The organism is Thiosulfatimonas sediminis, from assembly GCF_011398355.1.
GTDB lineage: Bacteria > Pseudomonadota > Gammaproteobacteria > Thiomicrospirales > Thiomicrospiraceae > Thiomicrorhabdus > Thiomicrorhabdus sediminis_A.
The window spans coordinates 2079869-2100914 of record NZ_AP021889.1 but is presented as its reverse complement, the minus strand read 5'-3'; the positions used below and the strand labels follow the sequence as shown (position 1 = coordinate 2100914).

At 46.7% G+C, this 21046-nt stretch carries 19 protein-coding genes and 1 other RNA gene; 14 read left to right on the top strand and 6 right to left on the bottom strand.

Annotated features, from left to right (window positions below):
• Positions 1-5 precede the first annotated feature (5 nt).
• Complete coding sequence (locus tag HRR27_RS09865; protein WP_173273334.1) at positions 6-443, bottom strand: YraN family protein; 438 nt, start codon at positions 441-443, stop codon at positions 6-8.
• 13 nt (positions 444-456) lie between these two features.
• Positions 457-2121 (bottom strand): penicillin-binding protein activator, encoded by a 1665-nt coding sequence (locus HRR27_RS09860; RefSeq protein WP_173273332.1) that lies wholly within the window; start codon positions 2119-2121, stop codon positions 457-459.
• Between the two features lie 148 nt (positions 2122-2269).
• On the opposite strand from HRR27_RS09860, the gene rsmI reads away from it, so the two are divergent.
• Positions 2270-3151 carry a 16S rRNA (cytidine(1402)-2'-O)-methyltransferase gene (gene rsmI / locus HRR27_RS09855; RefSeq protein ID WP_243830821.1) on the top strand — a complete coding sequence of 294 codons (882 nt, stop codon included), beginning with the start codon at positions 2270-2272 and terminating at the stop codon, positions 3149-3151.
• A 15-nt stretch (positions 3152-3166) separates the two neighbouring features.
• Here the strand turns inward: rsmI and HRR27_RS09850 are convergent, their stop codons facing one another.
• From HRR27_RS09850 to HRR27_RS09840, 3 genes are read right to left on the bottom strand one after another with little or no spacing between them, the layout of a single operon-like run.
• A complete protein-coding gene (locus HRR27_RS09850) occupies positions 3167-3586 on the bottom strand; it encodes a response regulator (protein ID WP_173273329.1) in 420 nt (139 codons plus the stop codon).
• Positions 3587-3593: 7 nt separating this feature from the next.
• Positions 3594-4406, bottom strand: coding sequence for a class I SAM-dependent methyltransferase (locus HRR27_RS09845; RefSeq protein ID WP_173273326.1), 813 nt, complete (start codon positions 4404-4406; stop codon positions 3594-3596).
• 8 nt (positions 4407-4414) lie between these two features.
• Positions 4415-4786 (bottom strand): hypothetical protein, encoded by a 372-nt coding sequence (locus HRR27_RS09840; protein WP_173273324.1) that lies wholly within the window; start codon positions 4784-4786, stop codon positions 4415-4417.
• A 161-nt stretch (positions 4787-4947) separates the two neighbouring features.
• Here HRR27_RS09840 and HRR27_RS09835 point away from each other — a divergent pair, with 161 nt between their 5' ends.
• On the top strand, positions 4948-6159 hold the full coding sequence (locus tag HRR27_RS09835) for a D-alanyl-D-alanine carboxypeptidase (RefSeq protein WP_173273322.1): 1212 nt from the start codon (positions 4948-4950) through the stop codon (positions 6157-6159).
• Between the two features lie 43 nt (positions 6160-6202).
• Positions 6203-6576: RNase P RNA component class A (gene rnpB / locus HRR27_RS09830), an RNA gene on the top strand.
• A 252-nt stretch (positions 6577-6828) separates the two neighbouring features.
• Here the strand turns inward: rnpB and HRR27_RS09825 are convergent.
• The gene (locus tag HRR27_RS09825) at positions 6829-7059 is read right to left on the bottom strand and encodes a hypothetical protein (protein WP_173273319.1); all 231 of its coding nucleotides are present in this window, start codon (positions 7057-7059) and stop codon (positions 6829-6831) included.
• Between the two features lie 315 nt (positions 7060-7374).
• Between HRR27_RS09825 and mraZ the strand changes: the two genes are divergently transcribed.
• From mraZ to murG, 11 genes are all read left to right on the top strand, one after another.
• Positions 7375-7830, top strand: coding sequence for a division/cell wall cluster transcriptional repressor MraZ (mraZ, locus tag HRR27_RS09820; RefSeq protein WP_173273316.1), 456 nt, complete (start codon positions 7375-7377; stop codon positions 7828-7830).
• A gap of 23 nt (positions 7831-7853) precedes the next feature.
• A complete protein-coding gene (gene rsmH / locus HRR27_RS09815; RefSeq protein ID WP_173273313.1) occupies positions 7854-8804 on the top strand; it encodes a 16S rRNA (cytosine(1402)-N(4))-methyltransferase RsmH in 951 nt (316 codons plus the stop codon).
• Positions 8805-8820: 16 nt separating this feature from the next.
• On the top strand, positions 8821-10203 hold the full coding sequence (gene ftsZ, locus HRR27_RS09810; protein WP_173273311.1) for a cell division protein FtsZ: 1383 nt from the start codon (positions 8821-8823) through the stop codon (positions 10201-10203).
• Between the two features lie 156 nt (positions 10204-10359).
• Entirely contained in the window at positions 10360-10686 is a 327-nt protein-coding gene (gene ftsL, locus HRR27_RS09805) for a cell division protein FtsL (protein ID WP_173273308.1), read from the top strand.
• Positions 10683-12743 (top strand): peptidoglycan D,D-transpeptidase FtsI family protein, encoded by a 2061-nt coding sequence (locus HRR27_RS09800; protein WP_173273305.1) that lies wholly within the window; start codon positions 10683-10685, stop codon positions 12741-12743. Before ftsL ends, HRR27_RS09800 begins: the two co-directional genes overlap by 4 nt.
• Positions 12740-14344 carry a UDP-N-acetylmuramoyl-L-alanyl-D-glutamate--2,6-diaminopimelate ligase gene (locus HRR27_RS09795; protein ID WP_173273302.1) on the top strand — a complete coding sequence of 535 codons (1605 nt, stop codon included), beginning with the start codon at positions 12740-12742 and terminating at the stop codon, positions 14342-14344. Before HRR27_RS09800 ends, HRR27_RS09795 begins: the two co-directional genes overlap by 4 nt.
• A 2-nt stretch (positions 14345-14346) precedes the next feature.
• The gene (locus HRR27_RS09790; protein ID WP_173273301.1) at positions 14347-15837 is read left to right on the top strand and encodes a UDP-N-acetylmuramoyl-tripeptide--D-alanyl-D-alanine ligase; all 1491 of its coding nucleotides are present in this window, start codon (positions 14347-14349) and stop codon (positions 15835-15837) included.
• A gap of 47 nt (positions 15838-15884) precedes the next feature.
• Positions 15885-16967, top strand: coding sequence for a phospho-N-acetylmuramoyl-pentapeptide-transferase (gene mraY / locus HRR27_RS09785; RefSeq protein WP_173273298.1), 1083 nt, complete (start codon positions 15885-15887; stop codon positions 16965-16967).
• A gap of 29 nt (positions 16968-16996) precedes the next feature.
• The gene (gene murD / locus HRR27_RS09780; RefSeq protein ID WP_173273295.1) at positions 16997-18379 is read left to right on the top strand and encodes a UDP-N-acetylmuramoyl-L-alanine--D-glutamate ligase; all 1383 of its coding nucleotides are present in this window, start codon (positions 16997-16999) and stop codon (positions 18377-18379) included.
• 15 nt (positions 18380-18394) lie between these two features.
• Positions 18395-19798: a putative lipid II flippase FtsW gene (ftsW, locus tag HRR27_RS09775; protein ID WP_173273292.1), complete on the top strand. Its 1404-nt coding sequence runs from the start codon at positions 18395-18397 to the stop codon at positions 19796-19798.
• Between the two features lie 95 nt (positions 19799-19893).
• Positions 19894-21021 (top strand): undecaprenyldiphospho-muramoylpentapeptide beta-N-acetylglucosaminyltransferase, encoded by a 1128-nt coding sequence (gene murG / locus HRR27_RS09770; protein WP_173273289.1) that lies wholly within the window; start codon positions 19894-19896, stop codon positions 21019-21021.
• Positions 21022-21046: the final 25 nt, after the last annotated feature.

Genomic DNA, 21046 nt, shown 5'->3' with positions numbered 1-21046 from the left:
AGGATTTAAAAGGCATTTTTAATCCACTCTGGGGGTTTGTCGCCGATAAAACTAATGACATCAAAGCGGCAGTCATGATTTTGGTATTGAGGCTGTTTTTGTAAAAATACCTGTGCACAGCGGCGAATGCGTTGCTGTTGTGCGGCGCTAAGGGTTTCGGTAGGGTGGCCGTAGAGGCTATTTTTACGGTATTTGACTTCAAAAAAAATCAATATTTGTTTGCTGGTATCCAAACCAATTAAATCAATTTCGCCTTTCTGGTACTGATCGCAACGGAAGTTTTGTGCGATTGAGATGACGCCGTTTTTTTGCAAATAGTCCAGTGCTTGCTTTTCTTTTTGTTGGCCGAGCCATTTGCTTAAAACACGGCCAGCTTGTTGGCGGGTTTTCGGTTGGGAAAGCTTGGCCTTGATTTGCTCTAAGAGCCCAAGTGATTTTCCCATGATGCTGTCCTTGTTAGGGCGTGATGCTTTGCTGTTGACTGTTTTGCAACATCTCTTGGCGTAGAAGGAGTTGCAAATCTTGCTCAGCATCGCTCATGTTGGATTCGGTTTCGCTACTGGTTGCGAATTTCTCAGTCGCCTGTGGCAATTGATAGGCTTGCAGTTGCCCTTGATCATCAAATTTAGCCCAGACTAATGCTTGTACCACTTTATTATCGATTAAGCTGAGTTGCCCTGTTTTGGTGTTGCTTAAACAACCGCCTTGTTGCAGCGCGCCGAGATTTGTCGCCAGCATGAGTGCATCCCAGCCAAAGGCTTCAAACGCGCTGTTTAATGTCTGCGGATTGAGAACTAAGGGTTGGGTTAACACAATCGTCTGCTTTAAATCGCGATTGTTTTGCAAAGTTGCTAAATCTTGACGGCTCATTGATGTTGCGCCATAGATGGGGATGTCGAGTAGATACAATGCTTTTTGTGGATTAATAACCGCAAGACGCTGCGCCGAGTCAAACACCACTACAGCATCAAGATCCTGACGGACGCGTGGATAAAAATCCAGTTTTTCGCCAATGCTGCGGCTTAGAACATTTTTCCGTTCGGTGCTCTGTTCGGCATTAAGGAGCTGATCAAAAGCTTCTCGCAGACGCGGTTTTTCATTGGAATAAGTGACTTGCGTTTGTGTGTGAAATGGAGGATTGCTCCAAGCATTAATGAGTAAGGAGGCTTGTAGACTCTGTTCTGGACTGTCGCTATTGATGATACCAATGTTTTGATACTGTTGTTGCACAAAGCCATCCGTCATTTGACCGATTTTATCGCTGCTTTTTAAACTGAATTGCGGGAAAGGCGTCGCTTTACCAATTTCGTTTAGGGCGATAATGTAAGGGTCATCAAAGCCTTGCAACTGCTCGATAGCGCTTTTGCGCAGTGGCCCAATCACGACGTCAGCACCATCTTGCTTGGCTTGGAAATACAGGCTGCTTACTTGTGATTCGTCACTGCTGTCGTAAAATCGGATTTGCAATTGGTTCTGCAGGTTACTGTTTTGGTAAAAGGCTTTTAAAATTCCTCTTTGTACCTGTTCCGCGACCGGTTTGAATTTTGAGTTAAGCGGTAAAAATACGGCGATTTGAGAAATGCGTTTTTCGCTTGGCAGCTGCGCTAATAGCTGAGGCAGAAGATGCGCTTGGTAAATCGCATCTTGTTCAAATTCGTTTAAGTTTTGCAGGCCTTGTTTAAAGGCTAAGCCCTGTTGGCGAAAGACGCGTACTAAGTGGGCCCAGGCGTCTACGCGCATATCGCGACTGTTCTCCAAAAGCGCTAAAGTTGTATCGTCCAGCGGAAGCAGGGTTTGCCAAATTTCGGTTTCTAGTTGGATTTTTCGTGCTTCCGGTGCGTCTTGCCAGAGATCATCGCTAAACTGTAAATACGTTTGCCAGTCTTGTGCTGCGAGCGCCTTTTGGCGTTCTTCTTCGGGGTCAATAGCGGTCATAATTGGCATTGGTTTTATTGGCGTGACCACCACTTTAGGCTCTTCTGGCACAACCACGGGCGGTTTTTTTTCGACTGGCGCAGGCGCAGGGGTGCTACAACCACTTAGTGTAAGACTTAGCCCGAGACAAGCGGTCAGCGCAAGCGTTAAGGCGTTGGGGTGTGACGAATTGGCAGGATTGGACATGGCAGCAAAATAATTTAAGTTAGAATAGTCGAATTATAAAAGATTTACCTAGGGTCTGTTGAAGATTCAACCGACTCTCATCGGCACGACGCATTTTGAAAGCAGAATGTTGACGAATTGCCGCATCGCTTAATTTGAAGGAATCCATTTGCTAATCAATTCAGATCAACGTCAACCCGGCAGCGGTATCTTATATGTAGTGGCAACCCCAATTGGTAATTTGGCGGATATTTCTCAGCGTGCCTTAGAGACTTTGGCGAGTGTCGATTGGATCGCTGCTGAAGATACCCGCCATACCAAACCCCTGTTGCAACATTTTGCTATTCAGCAGACCTTATTTAGTCTGCATGAGCATAACGAAGCGGAGCGCAGTGAACAGCTGCTCGTCAAGTTGTTAGCCGGTGAGAACGGCGCACTGGTGTCGGATGCTGGTACCCCTTTGATTAATGATCCGGGATTTGTGCTGGTTAAAAAACTGCGCCAAGCTGGGGTGGCTGTGGTGCCGATTCCAGGGCCGAGCGCGGTGATCACTGCATTGAGTGCGGCAGGTTTGCCAACGGATAGTTTTCGGTATATGGGGTTTTTACCGGCGCGTTCAAATAAGCGTAAGTTGGAACTCCAGGCGCTATTGGAGACAACGGCAACCTTAGTGTTTTATGAGTCACCGCATCGTGTACTGGATACATTGAGTGATCTGCTTGAGGTTTTTGGAGCTGAGCGTGAATTAGCGGTTGCGCGGGAGTTGACCAAGCAGTATGAGCAGTTTGTATCAGGCTCGCTACAAGAAGTGAATGAATTTTTTCAGGCAAACTCGGGTAAGGTACGTGGCGAATTTGTGTTGATGTTGCAGGGCGCGCAACTTCAGCAAGAGGAGAGGGCTAGCAGCGAATTTGATCCGTGGATTAACGCGATGTTGCAGCAGAACCTGCCAGTTAAACAGATTTCTGAAGTGATTTCTCTGGCTTTATCGGTCAAGAAAAAACAGGTTTATCAACGCGTGTTGGAGCTTAAGGACGCGGCGTTCGAATAATCAGAAAACGTCTTTTTAGTTAGGCTTAGTGGGCCTCTTAATGTTTTGATTGGCTAAAAGGCGTTGACTAAGTTCGGTAATGGAGTCTGGTGAAAAAGGCTTTTTCATCCATGCTTTCACGCCAAGTTGCTTTGCTCTTTGCTTAATGGGTTCGTCAATTTCTGCGCTGAGCATCAAGACCGGGGTTGCGGCATTGATGGTTTCTTTAAGGAACTCAACCAGTTGCAATCCGTTATCCTCGATACTGAGCATGTAATCAACAATAATAAGGTCAAATTGGGTCGATTGCACAATCTGTTTGGCATCACCTAAATTGCGGCTGAGGGTAAGGTGCAGGCCGCTTTTTTCAAGCGTTATTTTCAATAGAGAGCAAATAACCTCCGAATCGTCTACGGCGAAAACGTTGATGTTTTCTTGTGTTGCGCAGTCTTTCATAGGCTGTTTATCCGGTCGTTAACGCTTTAATCGAATAAACATCATAACGGGTATTTGGGCTTTCAATTGCGGAACTTGGTTTTATTGCATAGGCAATTGGCTCCGCGCCCTTTGGACGCTTAACCACGACGCGATATTTTGCGTGCTGCAATGCATTTTCCAGCAGCAGCGCACTGTCGATATCTGCGCCTAGCAGTTTCTGTAGCGTGGCCATCTCTTTTTTGGTTGCTGCGCTTTTCTTTTTATGCGGATACATTGGGTCGAGATAGATGGTATCAAAATGAGTGCCTTGTGCAGCCAGTTCGCGGATGATTTGCACGCTATCACCTTGGCTGAAGCTCAAGCGGCTAATAATTTGTGCACTTTGAACATCGATTTCGCTACGCTCTTGACTGACTTTGGCGCGTTGCAAAGCGTCTTGCAGTAAGGCTGCGACAACTGGATTGCGCTCATTCATCCATACGGTAAAGCCTAGAGAGGCTAACACAAAAGCATCGCCGCCCATACCCGCTGTGGCATCAAAAATGGTTGGCATTCTGTCTGTGAGATGGCCCATTGCGCGCACTAAAGGTTGGCCTTTTCCGCCACCAAATTGACGACGATGGGCTTTTTTGCCGCCAAAAAAATCAATGCTCAAAGGGCCTGAATCCGGTGGCAGTAAAGCCAGGTGTAAGTGTGTGGATTTTTTGGGCGCTGACCAACTTAGTAACGCGTCTTCCTGCACTTGAAAACCGCCGTCACTTAAACGCGGTAAGGCTAAATCAATAGCCAGTTGTTGAGCCTGTTGGGAAAAAGTACGATCGTCAATAAATACCTGCATGCCGCCGCCTAATTGGTTAAATTACGCATACTAATAATCATCGTGATGCCCAGTCCAGCATTGGCGAGCGCGTACATGGAAATACTTAGGTAAAACCACCAGAGTTGTTCACCGGTTTTTCGATATAACAGATATGGACTGAGTAAAATCAATAGATTAAATAACGCGCCCAGCAGAATACTGGTGCTGTTGCGAACCGCAAACAAGTCCCAAATCAGCATACTGGGTACGGAGCCGAATAGATAACCATATTGCCAAGTTGGAATTAAGCTGGGTGGAATGAATAGTGCGGCAATCATTGCCCAGCCAAAGCCGTAAAATAGGGTTTTGTTTAATGGTTGTTGATACCAGCGAAAAGCGTGTTTGGCGTCTGTCTTCATTATAATATCTACCAAAAGAGCGGAAAATCGAGCGCTTATCTTAAAAGAATATTGGGTAAGACTCTAAAAAATTTGAACAGAGTGAGTCATCTTAAGTGGTTAAAAGTTTATTGATACTGATTTTTTCAGGCTACGCCTTTTCGATAATGGCAGGCTCTTCAGTGAGCCAACCACTCGAATTTTCTGGTAAAAGTTTTGCGCTTTATCAGACATTGCATCCGGCGGCTTTACTGATTGCGAATGAACAAGGCCACTTATTATATGCCGATAATATTGAGCAAGCGTTAGTCCCCGCATCGACCACCAAGTTAATTACGGCTTTGCTGGCATTGCAGCATTGGGGAGCGGAGCATCATTTTCACACCGATTTTACGGTGTATTCTTGCACAGAGGTGCAAGCGATCAATTGCGCTCGCTTGGAGATAGGCGCTTTTGGCGACCCGTTTTTGGTTTCTGAAGAGTGGGCGATTATTGCCGAATATCTCGCCGCGCAACTTAAGGCACAAGGAATTACGCAAATTCAAAGTATTCATCTAGCCAATCAATGGTTTGACGAGCCCCTGAATATGCCAGGGGCAGAGCGAAGCCTTAATCCCTATGATGCGATTAACGGTGCTTTAGTCGCTAACTTTAACAGTATTAATGTGCGCAAAACGCTGACCGGTTGGGAGTCCGCAGAGCCGCAAACGCCTTGGACACGCAGTGCCCAGACGATTGTTGAAAACGCGGGCCTGAGTTTGAAAATAGCGCAAGAAGAAAGAATTAACACCGGACAGAATTATCGGCTTAATCAGCAGTATGCTTTGGAGTTGTTGCAAACTTTGTTGCAGCAAAATGGCATTGCTGCGCAAATAGGTGAGCAGCCATTATCGAGCGCAAATCCGCAGTCAATGCGATTTCGTTATCGCCATTTTAATCGTCGCAATTTGGCCGAAATGATTCGACCAATGCTGAAGTATTCGACCAATTTTATTGCCAACCAGATAGCGTTGAATTTGGCGGCTGAAATTTATGGCGCTCCAGCCTCTGCACAGAGTGTGCAGAAGTTGTATCAGCAAAAATTAGCACAGCAGTTTGCCTGGCAAGAGGACGAAGTGCGGTTTTTTGATGCAGCCGGGCTGTCGCGAGACAATCGCATCAATGCCCGGCAGTTGTATCAAGTATTGCAGGCCTTTGCACCTTGGCGTGAGTTACTGCCAGAAGTTGAGGAGGGCGTGTTTGCAAAATCCGGTTCTCTCTTGGGGGTGAGTACCTTAGCCGGTTACTTCAAGCATCAACAGCAATGGCTGCCTTTTGTCTTTATGAGTAATCAAAAAGTGCCTTATCGGTTTCGCAATCAATTGGCAAAATCTTTGAAAGCGCAGCTGCCATAATTCAAGGCTTGCGGATTTAGTCAAATCCGGTAAGATGCGCCTTTGAGTGGGTTGGACAACCGCGCGAATTTATTCTCGAGGAAAGTCCGGGCACCATAGAGCAGAATGCCAGTTAACGGCTGGGCGGTGGAAGCCGACGGAAAGTGCAGCAGAGAGTAGACCGCCGATGGCGCGCAAGCGCACAGGTAAGGGTGAAAGGGTGCGGTAAGAGCGCACCGCGCAGCTGGTAACAGTTTGTGGCACGGTAAACCCCATTCGGTGCAAGACCAAATAGGAAAACAAGTGAGGCTCGACCTCCGCCTTGTTGCTCGCAGGGGTTTTCGGGTAGGTCGCTTGAGGTGTGTAGTAATACCCATCCTAGATGAATGGTTGTCGCTCGTAAGAGTACAGAACCCGGCTTATAGACTCACTCATCTCATTCAATTTTCTTGCATGGCATACAAACCGTGTGCCTGTGGGGAAATCCTTCTAGTTTATATTTCCACTAAGCCATTTTCATGGCATTGCTTTCTTAGAAACCTCTCGGCGTTTTTTTACGCCTTTAGGGTATGGTTTTATCTCAACTCTTGAACCGATTCTTATCAAATGATTCGTTCGAATAGACGGCTCAGAAATCCTCTATCTTTTCTCCGTAATAACTTAAGTGATTTGTCGATTGATTGCTCGTGCTCATTGTGCTGTTCTGGGTAGGGCGTTTTGTGGCACATTTGTGCCTAAAAAGAATGGGTATATAGTCGTATAGAGGGTGATTTCTTTACTTATATCGACTGCTGGTAATAAGTTGGCTGTTTTTTTGAAAAATGTATCAGTAATCGAGTGGCAAAGTGGTGAAAAAAAGGTTAAAAAAAAAGAGTGTTTTTTTGAAAATTTTTTTATAGACACAATATGTTGTTTTTGCATTGAAAATTTACCCCATATGTATGGAGTTTTTCGTTTTTGAGATAGCCTTTGTTTTTGCAGGTTAATTATTGCTTATTTATTAACCTTGTTTAAGGTTGTTTGTTGGAAATGTCCCTAATTGATTGAAAGAAAAGAGAAAAAAACATATTTTCTTTGTTGTTTTTGGCTTTTAGGGAGTATGGAATGTCTTCTAAGTCATTGTCATCAAAAGGTTTTCTAAGGGTTTTATGAGAGTTACGCAGTTGACTCTAGTGGCGTAGGTGAATATCATTACATCCAACAAGTGGGGTAAAGTGGAACTTTGTGGGGAATTAGGTGGAATTTAGGGGCGACCACAAATTGAATATCGATGCAAAGGGGCGTATTGCGATTCCCAAAAAGTATCGTGACTATTTGCAGGATGAACATGAATCGACCTTATACGTCTCATTTGATACCGCGAATGAGTGCCTAAATATCTACCCCCAAAAACAGTGGCTGCAATTTGAAGCCAAATTGATGAGTTTGCCAAACACCAATCCAACCATTCGTAAAATGCAACGTTTGATGATTGGCCGCGTTAATGAGCAGATACTTGATATCCAGGGACGCATTAATGTAGGGCCGCAACATATTGAGCGGATGGGTTTTAGCAAAGAAGTTATTTTAGTTGGGCAAGGCAAGCGTTTTGAATTGTGGGATAAGGCAATTTGGGATCAAGATGGCGAAGAGAGCCTCAATGCCGAAGAGTTACAACAATTGGGCGAATTATTGCCAGATTTTAGTTTTTAAAAATGCTGACAAAGTGAATAGCAATGAATCAAGAATTTAATCAGCATTTTAGTGTTCTTTTAAAAGAGTCGATAGATGGACTAAAAATAAAAGAAGATGGCGTCTACTTTGACTGCACCTTCGGGCGCGGCGGCCATTCGCGCAAGATTTTGGATGCCCTTGGTGAAAATGGTCGTTTGTATGCTATTGACCAAGACCCTCAAGCGATTGCTTACGCCCAAGAGCATTTTGCAGATTCCCGTTTCGAAATTATCTATGGCAGTTTTGAACAGTTAGCGGACTTTTGTCGCGACCGAGGATTACTGGGTAAGGTTGATGGCGTCTTGATGGATTTGGGTGTTTCGTCACCGCAATTGGATGATGCGGAGCGTGGCTTTAGTTTTATGCGCGAAGGTCCGTTGGATATGCGCATGAATACTGAGGCGGGTTTGAGTGCCAAAGAGTGGTTGCAAAAGGTTGATGAAGAAACCTTAAAGAAGGTTTTAAAAAATTACGGTGAAGAGCGTTTTTCTGGGCGCATTGCGCGTGTGATTAAAGAGGCGATTGCTGCTAATCAATTGCATTCCACCAAAGACTTAGCTGAGATTGTCGATAAAGCCTCGCCTAAAAAAGAGAAAAATAAGCATCCCGCAACGCGTACTTTTCAAGCGATTCGGATTGCCGTCAACCGTGAGTTGGATGTCCTTAAGAACGTTTTAGAAGCGTCTTTGGAAGTGCTGGCTCCCGGCGGAAGATTAGCTGTAATCAGCTTTCACTCATTAGAAGATCGGATAGCCAAGGTGTTTATCCGCGACCAATCGCGAATTCGAGATTTATTTCCGGATTCGCCAGTGCAGATAGAGATTATCGAACCAGTACTAAAAACAATAGGTAAGCCGATATTTCCTTCTAAAGAGGAATGTGACCTAAATCCGAGATCTCGGAGTGCGGTGTTACGGATTGCCGAAAGACTAACAAAAGATTGTTCAGAATGACAGAGAGGGTAGAGCAATGAAGTTTATTTCAGAAGATGCACCAGTGAGCGATATTCGACAAGCCGGGATGCCGGTTATTAAGGTAATTGGCCTTGGTGGCGGAGGCGGTAACGCCGTCAACTATATGATGGAAAATACCATCGAAGGTGTCGATTTCCTTGTTGCGAATACCGATGCGCAAGCGCTTGCTCATTCACGTGTCCAAAAGCGTATTCAGTTGGGCGAGAAAGGGCTAGGTGCGGGTGCTGATCCTGAAAAAGGTCGCATGGCAACACGCGATTCTCTTGAGTTGTTGAAACGTGAAATTGAAGGCGCGGATATGTTGTTCTTGGCCGCCGGTATGGGTGGTGGAACAGGGACGGGTTCTGCTCCTGTCGTGGCTCAATTGGCTCGCGAAATGGGTGTTTTAGTTGTCGGTGTTGTATCTAAGCCATTTAGCTATGAGCGTCGCGGTCGTGCCGCGGAAGCGGGTATTGAAGAGCTGACGCAACACGTTGATTCGTTGATTACCATTCCAAATGACAAGCTACAACAGATTGTTGGTGATGACTTTACCCTAAATAACGCCTTTAACTACGCGAACGAAATTCTGTTATCTGCTGTGCAAGGGATTACCGAATTGGTGACTCGTCCGGGTTTAATCAATGTCGATTTTGAAGATTTGCGTACCGTAATGTCGGAGCGTGGTATGGCGTTGATGGGTGTTGGTCATGCAACGGGTGAAGACCGTGCGATTAAAGCGACCAAAAAAGCCGTTGCTCATCCTCTGCTTGATGACATTGAAGTTTCCGGCGCGAAAGGTATTTTGATTAATGTTACCTCCGGCCCTAATCTGACGATTGCAGAGTTCAATGCAGTTGGTGATGTCATTGACCAAGTCGCGGCGCCAGATGCAAAGGTTATTATTGGTAACTCACTGGACGAGAGCATGAATGATGAAATTCGTGTTACCGTGGTTGCAACTGGTTTGACCAAGCGCGAAGAGCAAGTTGTGGCCCCACAAATGGCGGCACGAAGTACTGGTCTTAACAGCGCGGTCACGCAAATGCACCAAAACTCGCAAGCCGAAGCACCAGTCCATCAGCCACCTAGCTACCATACGCAGTCTGGTGCAGCCGTAACGCCAAATTATCAGACTCAGCCGGTGATGCAGCACTCAGTAGAACCGATGCAAGCGTCCTATGCACCGCAAGCTGAACGAGTTGTTATGCAGGAGCCGGTTTACAATGTTCACGGGAATCCTGTAATGCGTACGGAAGTGAACACAACGCTTCAACAACAACGCATTGATCAAGAAGCCAGAGAGCAAGTTAGTGCCGCAATGGTAGAAAGAGCCAATGGTGTTCCGCAAAGCGCACTTTTGGATATTCCGGCTTTCTTGCGTCGTCAAAAAGACTAACCTAGTGACGCTGTTCGGTTCTGGAGTTTCTCTGTCTTCCAGAGCCGAATCGTTGGAAAACACCCCGGTCCTGTTCGTATCGTCAGAGTGTGAAAATTGCGCACCGATTATTTTTCTTAGGGTGTGACGCAACTTCTTACCTCTATTGGAGTCTCGATGCACGCTTCAGCCAAGCCCACGAATCTTTCTGAAACAAAGCGTAGTGGGCTTTTCTTATTGTTTTTTTTAATGCTGCTTTTGTTTGCTTTATTGGTTGGCAATGTTTTGCTTGGCCATGAGATTCGAGGCTTACAAAAAGAGTATTACAAAACCCATGACCAACTTCTGGAAGCACGCGACCAGCGTGGTGAACTGATGATTGAGTATTCGCATTTAACCGCCCCCGCCCGTGTTGAGAAAATAGCCAAAGAGAAATTGGGCATGAAGGCTATTCAGGAAAATAAGCAGACCATCTTTATTGTTGAGAAGGAGCGACCTAATTGAAAACTTTTTTTAGCCGCGATATTCTGATTTTTTTGCTGATCAGTGCGGTGATGCTGGGATTGGTGGCGCGAGCGTTTCATAATCAAATTATCGAAGCAGACACGATGCGCGAGCAGGCAGATGATCGCCACGAAAGAACCTATCGTATTCCTGCGGTACGTGGTGAAATTTACGATCGCAATGGCAACCTACTGGCTTTGAGTACCCCGATGGTCGCGGTGCAAGTCGATCCAAAAAAAATCAAGCAAGCGTTGTCTGATTATCAACAATTGATGGCTCTGCTGAATCTTAATAGCAGCCGTTTTATGCAATTAGTGCGCGATAATCGTGATAAAAAACTCAGTTTTGTCGGTTATATCGAGTCTGAAGACTTAAAAGAGCGAATCAACGCTTTAAACCTCCCAGGGGTTTTTATAAAAAAAATTGCGCATAGTTTTCATGTTGGTGGCGATACTCAAGCGCCATTTGTGACGGTCACGGATGCCAAGCTGTCACTGTGGGTACAAGAATCCACAGTTTCCAGTTATCTCTATCTATTCGAGCGGCTTGGCAAGGCGTTAGGTATCCCGCCCAAGCAAATCTATCGTGCGGTCTATGCCGACAAAGATCGCCATCTGTATATCAAGCGCCAATTAACCCCAGATTATCGAGCCAAAGTTGAAAGTTTAAAACTGCCGTATGTTTTTGTTAGTAACGAATACAAACGCTTTTATACGAATGGTGAAGTGAATGCCAATTTGATCGGCTTTACGAATATCGACGGTTTGGGTAGAGATGGTTTAGAGCGCGCATACGATAGTTATTTACAAGGGCAAGATGGCGCAAAATTGGTGATTAAAGATGTTCGTGGGAACGTCATTAACACCATTAAAGCCAGTTACAAGCAGGGCGAAGGCACGAACGATAAAGCCTATGCTAATGGTGGTGATATTCAGCTCAGCATTGACCAAAATATTCAGTATTACACCTACAAAGCATTGATGCAGGTGATGTACAAACATCAGCCAAAAAGCGCCAGTGCGATTGTATTGGATGCGAAAACAGGTGAAATTCTGGCGATGGCGAATGTGCCTAGTTATCACGTCAATCGAATTGCAGATCGCAAAGGGAGTGGTTTACGTAATCGTGCAGTCACCGATTTCATTGAACCGGGTTCAACGATTAAACCATTTATTATCGCCAAAGCCATGGATTTAGGATTAATTCATAAAAACAGCGAAATAGACACCAAAAACGGCGTCATGATACTGCAAGGTAAGCGAATCAAAGACACCTCGCGCCATGGTGTTCTTACGCCGGAAGGTATTATCCAGAAATCCAGTAATGTCGGCACTGCCAAAGTTGCGCTGATGATGGATAAGCAGCAACAGTACGAACTTTACAAACAACTTGGATTTGAACGTGACAGCGGTGTTTATTTTCCGGGAGAGGTGGCCAAACACCTAAAGCATTCCGATTTTTGGCAGCCACTTGACCAAGCCAGTATGTCGTACGGTTATGGTTTTAACATCAATTTGTTAAGTTTAGCCCGAGCCTATACCGTGTTTGCCAATAATGGCGTGCTCAAAGAAGTTTCGATGTTCACCAAGCTAAATGCCGCACAAACCCCGGTTAGCGAAGAACAGCGAGTTTTTTCACCGGCTGTCGCGCAGCAAGTTTTACAGATGATGACCCATGTGACCAAAAGCGGTGGTACTGCCGTGCAAGCGCATATTCCGGGTTATCAAGTTGCCGGCAAAACCGGTACTTCACATAAGACTTCGCAAAAAGGCGGTTATCAACAAAACACTTACATGTCGATGTTTGCTGGTTTGGTACCGGCCAGCAATCCCGATATGATTATGGTGGTTGCCGTTGACGAGCCATCGCGTGGCGATTACTACGGCGGCAAAGTGGCGGCACCGGTTTTTAAAGAAGTGATGCAACACGCCTTGCGTCTGCGTCAAATTCCTCCAGATATTTTACCGGCTGAACATCCGCATTTTTATGAGCAAACGCCTAATTTGTTCAAAGGACAAATTGCCCAGAGTGGTTCTCTCGCGGCGAGTGTGCCATGAAAACACTCGCTCAAATTCTCGCGTTTTTACAGCAGCGGCAACTGCTGGAATCTCAGCAGCTTGCGCAACTAATGGTTGAACTGGGTGATTTGACGCCAGAGGCTATGTGCCTCCATGACTTAACGAATGATTCTCGTCAAGTCACTGCCGGAGCCATTTTTATCGCTTTGCAAGGGGTGCAAAGCCATGCGCTGGATTATCTAACTAAAGCACTTCACCAAGGCGTACGCTTGATTCTAAGCGATCGCGCCTTAACACCAGCAGAACAACAGGCGTGCCAAGCGCAAAAGGCCTTGGTTATCGTGATAGCCAGTCTGGCTGCGCATCAAGCGTACTTGGCAGCGGAGTTTTTTGATCACCCAAGTCGTCAGCTTAAAGTGATAGGCATCACCGGCACTAACGGCAAAACATCAACAGCGTTTTATTGCGCACAGTTGCTACAAGCTCTCGGTCAGCGGGTCGCGATGATTGGCACTTTGGGATACGGTCTTTTGGATGATTTGCAAAAAGGCATGAACACTACGCCGGATGTTTTGCAAGTGCAACGTTTGTTGGCGCGCTTTGTCGCCGTGCAAGCGGACTTTGTTGTTATGGAAGTCAGTTCACACGCGATTGAATTAGGGCGGATTGCGCATTTGCATTTCACTACCTTAGCGCTGACTCAAGTGACCAGCGACCATTTGGATTTTCACGGCACACAGCAGGCGTATGAAGCCGCTAAAATCAAACTTTTCCGCGACTATGTCGCTGAACATAAAGTGGTTAATTTGAATGACCATATTGGCCAAGGCTTGGTGAACCGTTGTCATCCACATTGCCTGCATGGGCAAGATTGTCAGTTTTGGGGTTATGCCTTGCAAGGTCATCATAGCCACATAGAACCACAACCCAAAGAGTGGTTAAGCCTTTGTCTACTCAGTGCCTACGATTTGCAACTCAGTCCGCAAGGAGTGCGTTTTACTCTGCGCCATGCGGCGCAAACCTTTACCCTTGAAGTTCCTTTACTCGGCGCGTTTAATGCGGAAAATTTGTTGTGCGCGCTTAGCTGTGTATTGGCCAATCATTTTGCGCAAGATGCTGTGCTGGCGGCGATGTCGCAAATTCGTTCGGTTGCCGGACGGATGCAAATTGTGCATCGTCAACCCACTGTGGTGGTTGATTTTGCGCATACCGCCGATGCCCTAGAGAAACTTTTACAGGCCCTAAGTCAGCATCAACAAGATAGTTCGTTAATGGTACTGTTTGGTTGCGGTGGCGACCGTGACCAACAGAAACGCCCGCTGATGGCACAGGTTGCAGAGCGGTATGCGGATAAAGTGTTTATCACCTCAGATAACCCGCGTTACGAAGACCCGCAGCAGATTATTGAGCAGATTGTTGCCGGCTTACAAAAACCGGCTGAAGCCCAAATTGAAATCGACCGCCGTAGCGCGATTCGTAGCGCCTTAGAACAATTGAGCGTAACGGAAAATGCGGTGTTGGTGATAGCTGGTAAAGGCCATGAAGATTATCAAGAAATTGCCGCTCAGCGCTTTCCTTTTAGCGATGCGGCAGTGGTTCAAGAGTGGTTTGCTGAGCAAGCCGAAACAATAGGTAAATAAGGTTGCAAACATTTTACTGGACAGAACAACAGCTCGTGCAAGCGGTCAATGGCGAACAGCTAAACCCAGAAGTGGGAGCGCGAACTTTCGATAAAGTGAGTACCGATTCGCGCCAAGTTGATGCGCAGACACTGTTTATTGCGTTGCGTGGTGAGAATTTTGATGCGCACCAGTTTTTAGCGCAGGTCGTAACCGCAGGTGCGGCAGTCCTGTTAATCGCTGAGCGTTCCGCGTGGGAGGCGCTCTCTGTACGCTTGCCGCTTGCGCAGCAGCCGGCGGTCATTTTAGTGGCTGACACACGTCTCGCTTTAGCGGATTTTGCACGTTGGCACCGCCGCCAAATGCCGTTAAAAAAACTGATTGCGGTCACCGGTAGCAATGGCAAAACGACCACGAAAACCCTTTTGGCGCAGGTCTTTGCGCGTGCGGGTAAAACGTTGGCAACCGTGGGAAATTTAAACAACGATTTTGGCGTGCCGCGCACTTTGTTATGTCTGCGTCCTGACGATGAATACGCCATTATTGAAATGGGCGCTAATCATCGCGGCGAAATTCGTTATTTAACTCAGATTGCTGAGCCGGATATTACCGTGATAACCAATGTTGCTGGCGCGCATTTGGAGGGATTTGGTTCTCTGCAAGGGGTGATTGAAACCAAAGGCGAGATTATCGAAGGGTTGAAACCAGAGAGCGGAGTGGCCATTTTTAATGCCGATATGCCAGGGTTGGATTTTTGGCTCGAAAAAGCACAAACACTTGGTATTGAGCAGGTGAAATTGTTTGCCATAGAACAACTAAGTGTGCCCTATCCAGCGTTGCCAAGGGTGACGTATTCTGCAGTGCACACGCAGAATGCGGCCATTCAATTTGAGTTGCAAGCCGAACAGCAAGCTGCGGTTAGCGTGCAGATGCCGGTTTTGGGTGAGCATAATGCAATGAATGCGGCTGCGGTCTGTCAGGTTGCGTTGTCCGCCGGTTTAGCAATGCCTCAAATTTTGGCCGCTTTGCAGGCGTTTAGCGGTGTGCCTGGGCGTTTGCAGCAGACGCAAATTGATTGCGGTCTATTATTGGATGACAGTTATAATGCCAACCCTGAATCGGTCAAGGCTGGATTGGCATCGTTGGCCGCCTTACCTGGCTGTTCGATAGCGTGTTTGGGGGCGATGGCAGAACTGGGTGAATACAGTGCCGCTGGGCATCGCGAAGTGGCTGAGTTTGCCGCTAAAATTGGGATTGATGCGCTTTTGGTGTATGGCGAAGCGGCACAGCCGATGGCACCGATTTTTTTGCAAGCTTTAGAGGCTAATGGGTGTTTGGATGGGCAGCAGAGTGCGGCGTTTAGTGAACACGCGGCCTTGAACGAGCATCTTACTCATTTGTTAGCGCAGTGGATGCAGCAGCGCGGAACGCCAATAAATATTTTAGTTAAAGGTTCACGTAGTAGCCGGATGGAGCAGGTTGTGCAATTCCTGAGCGCAAGACATCACGGCTAGCCACGAATATAGATAAAAACAAAAATAAAGACAGAGTTGAGTTTGAGATGCTTATTTATTTAACCGAATATCTACAACAGTATATTTCCGGCTTCGCGGTATTTAGTTATATCACTATGCGAACCATTATGAGTGTGCTGACTGCTTTACTGCTTTCCTTTGTCATGGGGCCGGCGATGATTCGTTGGCTAACCCATCTTAAGTGCGGCCAAGCGATTCGTACAGATGGTCCACAAACCCATTTGGCTAAAAAAGGCACCCCGACAATGGGCGGAACCTTGATTCTGTTTTCGGTCGCGGTGTCGGTGTTGCTGTGGGGCGATTTAAGCAACCATTATTTGCTAATCATCACTCTCACCATGCTAGGCTTTGGCGCGATTGGTTTTTGGGATGATTACAAAAAAGTGGTCTATCGCGATCCGAATGGCATGAGCGCGCGCTTGAAACTCCTGTTGCAATCTTTGGTCGGCTTTGTCGCCGCCTATGCGCTCTACGCGTATGCGACCGTGCCGGCGGAAAGTGAATTACTCATTCCCTATATGAAAGACACGGTTATTCATTTAGGCGCTTGGACAATCTTGCTTAGCTATTTTGTGATTGTTGGCACATCCAATGCGGTCAATTTAACGGATGGTTTGGATGGTTTGGCAATCATGCCAACGGTCATGATTTCTGCTGCCTTGGGCGTATTTGCTTATTTGTCCGGCAATGCGGTGTTTTCTGATTATCTGAATATTCCGTTTATCCCCGGGGTGAGTGAAGTCACTATCTTTGCCGCTGCGCTCGCAGGTGCTGGATTAGGCTTTCTCTGGTTTAATGCCCATCCGGCTCAGGTCTTTATGGGGGATGTCGGGGCTTTGGCGATTGGGGCTGCGCTAGGAACCATGGCAATTGCGGTTAAACAAGAGTTGATTTTGGTGGTTATGGGCGGTGTTTTTGTCGCCGAGACTTTATCGGTGATACTCCAAGTCGCGTCTTTTAAATTACGTAAAAAACGGATTTTTTTGATGGCGCCATTGCACCATCACTATGAACAAAAGGGTTGGCACGAGTCACAAGTCATTGTGCGCTTTTGGATTATCACCATCATTTTAGTCTTGATTGGATTGGCATCGCTTAAATTACGCTAAGCCCTCATTTTGCAAAGGAATTACATAGCATGATCATGGTCGCCGGTTTAGGAATTACAGGGCAGTCGGTATTGCGTTTCCTGCAGACACAGCAAGAACGCTGTTACGCATTTGACACTCGTGCGGATTTTGATATTCGGCCTTTGCGTTTGCAGTTTCCACAGGTGCAGTTTGCTTGTGGTGAACTGCCCAAACGCTGGCGTGAGCAAGTGAAAACCTTGGTGCTCAGTCCAGGCATTGATCAGCGCGAACCTTGGGTGCAACAGCTGATTAAGCAAGGCGTTGAAGTGATTGGCGATATTGAACTGTTTGCCAGAGCCGTCGGTGTTCCGGTGGTGGCGATTACCGGTTCTAATGGCAAAAGCACAGTCACAACCTTGATTGGCGAAGCGCTTAAAACGGCGGGTTATGAAGTCGCGGTAGCCGGTAATATTGGTTTACCTGCTTTGGACGCTTTGTTAGATGAGCGTGACTATGAAGTCTATGTACTGGAATTGTCGAGCTTTCAGCTGGAAACCACCTATTCATTGCACAGTATTTCAGCCACGGTGTTGAATATCAGTGAAGATCATATGGATCGCTACGATCATATGGCCGCGTACACACAAGCCAAATGTAAAGTGTTTGATGATACTGAATTGGCGGTTTTACCGACGGATTTAAATTTGACCGGTTTAGGCGCAGTGCGCCAAATTCGTTTTGGAATAGAGCCGCCACAAAGTGAGCATGACTACGGTTTAATGGAGCGCGAAGGGCAAGTCTACTTGGCGAAAGGGGCGCAGCCTTTGGTGAACTGTGCGCAAATGCTATTACAAGGGGCGCATCATCAATTAAACGCCTTAGCGATGATGGCGCTGTGCGAACCTTTCGAAGTTTCCAAGCAAGTTTTTTCGCAAGTGCTGACGAATTTTTCCGGTTTGCCGCACCGTACGCAGTTGGTGACAGAAGTTAATTCGGTACAGTGGATTAATGATTCCAAAGGGACAAACGTTGGCGCAACCTTGACCGCTTTGCAGACATTTGGGCCGCAAATTGATGGAAAAATTGTACTTTTGGCTGGTGGTGTCAGTAAGGACGCGGATTTTTCATCGCTATTACCCACTGTGCAAGCGTATTGTTCGGTCACCATTTTGTTTGGGCGTGATCGTGAAATCATTGCTCAGGCATTGCGCGAGCATTGCGATGTTTGCTTGGTGGAAACCTTGGCGGAAGCCGTTGCCATGGCGGCAAGCCGTGTGCAGAGCGGCGATTGCGTCTTGTTTTCACCTGCTTGCGCCAGTTTTGACCAATTTAAAAACTATGCGCAACGCGGCGAAATTTTTAAAGAGATTGTGCAGCAGCAGTTCGCTTCTCCTGGCGTCTCGGGCGATGCCGAATCGAGTCACCGGATTGCCGAGCACACACGCAATTAATTTTTAGGTTATCGAATGCAGACAATAAAACCTCCTTCGCTGGGCTCGACGCAACCGCAAGATAAATTGGATTATGGCCTGATTAGCTTATTGGCCGGTATCATGTTTGTTGGGCTGGTGATGTTGTTTTCCGCTTCGGTTAGTTACGCCGAGATGAAATACGGCAATGAGTTTTTCTTTTTAATACGTCAGTCTTTTGCTATTTTCATAGGTTTAATCGCCGCCTATATCGCTTATCAAATTCCCTTGTCGCTGTGGATTCGCAAACGCGGTTATCTGTTGCTGTTTAGTCTAGTGTTATTGGTTTTGGTACTTTTGATCGGTACTGAAATCAACGGTTCAAAACGTTGGTTGCCGTTGGGCATTTTTAATTTCCAACCCTCGGAATTGATGAAATTTACTGCGATTGTCTTCATGGCGGCGTTTTTAACGATTCATAAAAATGAAGTTGAAAAGGGCATCAGTGCCATCTTCCGCCTCTCATTGCCTTTTGGCTTGATGGCGTTTTTACTGTTTCTTGAGCCGGATTTTGGCAGTATTTTTGTGGTGGCGATGATTCTTGCTGGAATGCTTTTGATTTCCGGCGCACCCTTGTCGATTTTTGTGGTTGTTATGATGCCGCTTTTTCTGTTTTTGGGTTTGTTTTTTATACAAGATCATTATCGTATCGAGCGGATGTTGAATTTTTATGAACCCTGGCAAGATCCATTTGGTGTTGGTTATCAGCTCATTCAAGCGCTGATTGCACAAGGTTCCGGTGGTTGGACCGGCGTAGGATTAGGGCAGAGTGTGCAAAAAATGCTGTATCTTCCCGATGCTCATACCGACTTTATTATTTCCATTTTTGCTGAAGAGTTTGGATTTATTGGCATTTTGCTGTTGCTGATGACCTATATGGCAATTATTTATAAATTGTTCCGTATTGCCGATCAGGCGAAGCGTGCTAACTATCAATTTGGGGCTCTGTTTGTTTATGGCGTCAGTTTTTGGGTCGCACTGCAGATTTTTATTAATGTCGGCTCCAATTTCGGACTCATGCCCACTAAAGGCTTGACACTTCCGCTGTTTAGTTATGGTGGTTCGAGCATGATTCTGTTTTTAATTGCTTTCGCGGTGGTGCTAAAAATAGAACATGTCTCACGCTTTTATCCTGATCCGAAAAACAGCGATGATTATGATGAAAAGCAGGCTTTAGAGCCCGAGGTGATGGGGCAGTCGAATGCGGTAAAATCCAGCAAGTCCAAATCGCACAATAAAGCTGGCGCAGCAAGGACGGGCGACAAGCCGGTTGCAAAAGTGCGTGCGGTGAGTCCATCCGCAGGCTCGTCGAATACTCGGGCGGGTTCGGGCAAAATGACTTCTCAAATGAAAGCGTCACGGTTCGCACGACTGAGCGCACGGCTAGCTCGGCATACATAAATCGGTAAACATAAATGTGTGCTTTTTTAAGCACGACTCGTGGGCTCACGTTATTGAATTGTCAACCGTCTCTAGTCAAAGGTTAGAAAGAAACAATGAATAAAGCGGCAAAAAAAGTCTTGATAATGGCCGGTGGAACCGGCGGTCATGTGTTTCCGGGTATTGCCATTGCTCAAGAGTTACAAAAGCATCAATTGAATGGTGTAACGGTTGAGGTTCATTGGCTAGGCACGGTTGGTGGTATGGAGAAAAGCTGGGTCGAGAAAGCGCAGCTGCCATTTTCTGAAATCAAGATTCGCGGTTTGCGTGGTAACGGCCTGCTGGGCTGGTTAAAAGCGCCGCTGAATGTTTGGCGAGCTTACCGCCAAGCGCAACACATTTTGCGTCAAGTGCAACCCGATTTGGTGTTGGGTATGGGGGGGTTTGTGTGTGGTCCTGGTGGTTTAGCGGCGCGCAGTTTGCAGATTCCGTTGGTGATTCACGAACAAAATGCGATTCCAGGATTGACGAATCGTCTGTTAGCAAAAAAAGCGGCTTTGGTGATGCAGGCTTTTCCGACCACGGATGAGAGTCCGCATACTTTTCCGGCGGACGCAAATTGTCAATTGTTTGGCAATCCGGTGCGTGAGGGCTTGGAGCAGATTATGCCAGTGAGTCAAGAAGCCCCATGTCGTCTTTTGGTTTTGGGCGGCAGCCGTGGCGCGCAAGCGTTAAACATTACGGTGCCAAAAGCCTTGGCATTATTGCAAGATACCTTGCCGATTCAAGTGGTGCATCAAACCGGCGCTAAAACGTTGGCTGATGCGCAACAAGCTTATGCCGATGCGGGCGTTGATGCTGAGGTGGTGCCTTTTATAGATGATATGAATCGCGCCTATGCCGAGGCGACGCTTTTGGTGTGTCGCTCTGGGGCCTTGACGGTTTCCGAGTTAATGGCGGCGGCGCGTCCAGCGATAATGGTGCCTTATCCTCACGCGGTAGACGATCATCAAACAGCCAATGCGCAAGCGTTAGTCGATATTGGTGGTGGAGAGATTATTCAGCAAGACAGTTTGGACGCGGTTTCTTTGGCGCAGTCATTAAGCGCCTGGTTCCAAGGAACTCGTCGTGCGGAGGCTTCACAAAAAATTCGTCAACAGGCTGCGACTCAAGCCAGAGAGAAAATCACCGCACAGCTGTTAATGATGTTAAATGGCGATGGAGAGTCGTCCACCCAACTTTAAGCTAAAATTTCATTGGTTTTTACAA

Coding starts and splice junctions, on each gene's coding strand:
- ftsL (WP_173273308.1), top strand. CDS start 10,360: ATGCACGCTTCAGCCAAGCCCACGAATCTTTCTGAAACAAAGCGTAGT.
- HRR27_RS09840 (WP_173273324.1), bottom strand. CDS start 4,786: ATGAAGACAGACGCCAAACACGCTTTTCGCTGGTATCAACAACCATTA.
- HRR27_RS09850 (WP_173273329.1), bottom strand. CDS start 3,586: ATGAAAGACTGCGCAACACAAGAAAACATCAACGTTTTCGCCGTAGAC.
- murD (WP_173273295.1), top strand. CDS start 16,997: ATGATCATGGTCGCCGGTTTAGGAATTACAGGGCAGTCGGTATTGCGT.
- HRR27_RS09845 (WP_173273326.1), bottom strand. CDS start 4,406: ATGCAGGTATTTATTGACGATCGTACTTTTTCCCAACAGGCTCAACAA.
- ftsW (WP_173273292.1), top strand. CDS start 18,395: ATGCAGACAATAAAACCTCCTTCGCTGGGCTCGACGCAACCGCAAGAT.
- mraY (WP_173273298.1), top strand. CDS start 15,885: ATGCTTATTTATTTAACCGAATATCTACAACAGTATATTTCCGGCTTC.
- HRR27_RS09865 (WP_173273334.1), bottom strand. CDS start 443: ATGGGAAAATCACTTGGGCTCTTAGAGCAAATCAAGGCCAAGCTTTCC.
- HRR27_RS09825 (WP_173273319.1), bottom strand. CDS start 7,059: ATGCAAAAACAACATATTGTGTCTATAAAAAAATTTTCAAAAAAACAC.
- HRR27_RS09860 (WP_173273332.1), bottom strand. CDS start 2,121: ATGTCCAATCCTGCCAATTCGTCACACCCCAACGCCTTAACGCTTGCG.
- murG (WP_173273289.1), top strand. CDS start 19,894: ATGAATAAAGCGGCAAAAAAAGTCTTGATAATGGCCGGTGGAACCGGC.
- rsmH (WP_173273313.1), top strand. CDS start 7,854: ATGAATCAAGAATTTAATCAGCATTTTAGTGTTCTTTTAAAAGAGTCG.
- HRR27_RS09795 (WP_173273302.1), top strand. CDS start 12,740: ATGAAAACACTCGCTCAAATTCTCGCGTTTTTACAGCAGCGGCAACTG.
- ftsZ (WP_173273311.1), top strand. CDS start 8,821: ATGAAGTTTATTTCAGAAGATGCACCAGTGAGCGATATTCGACAAGCC.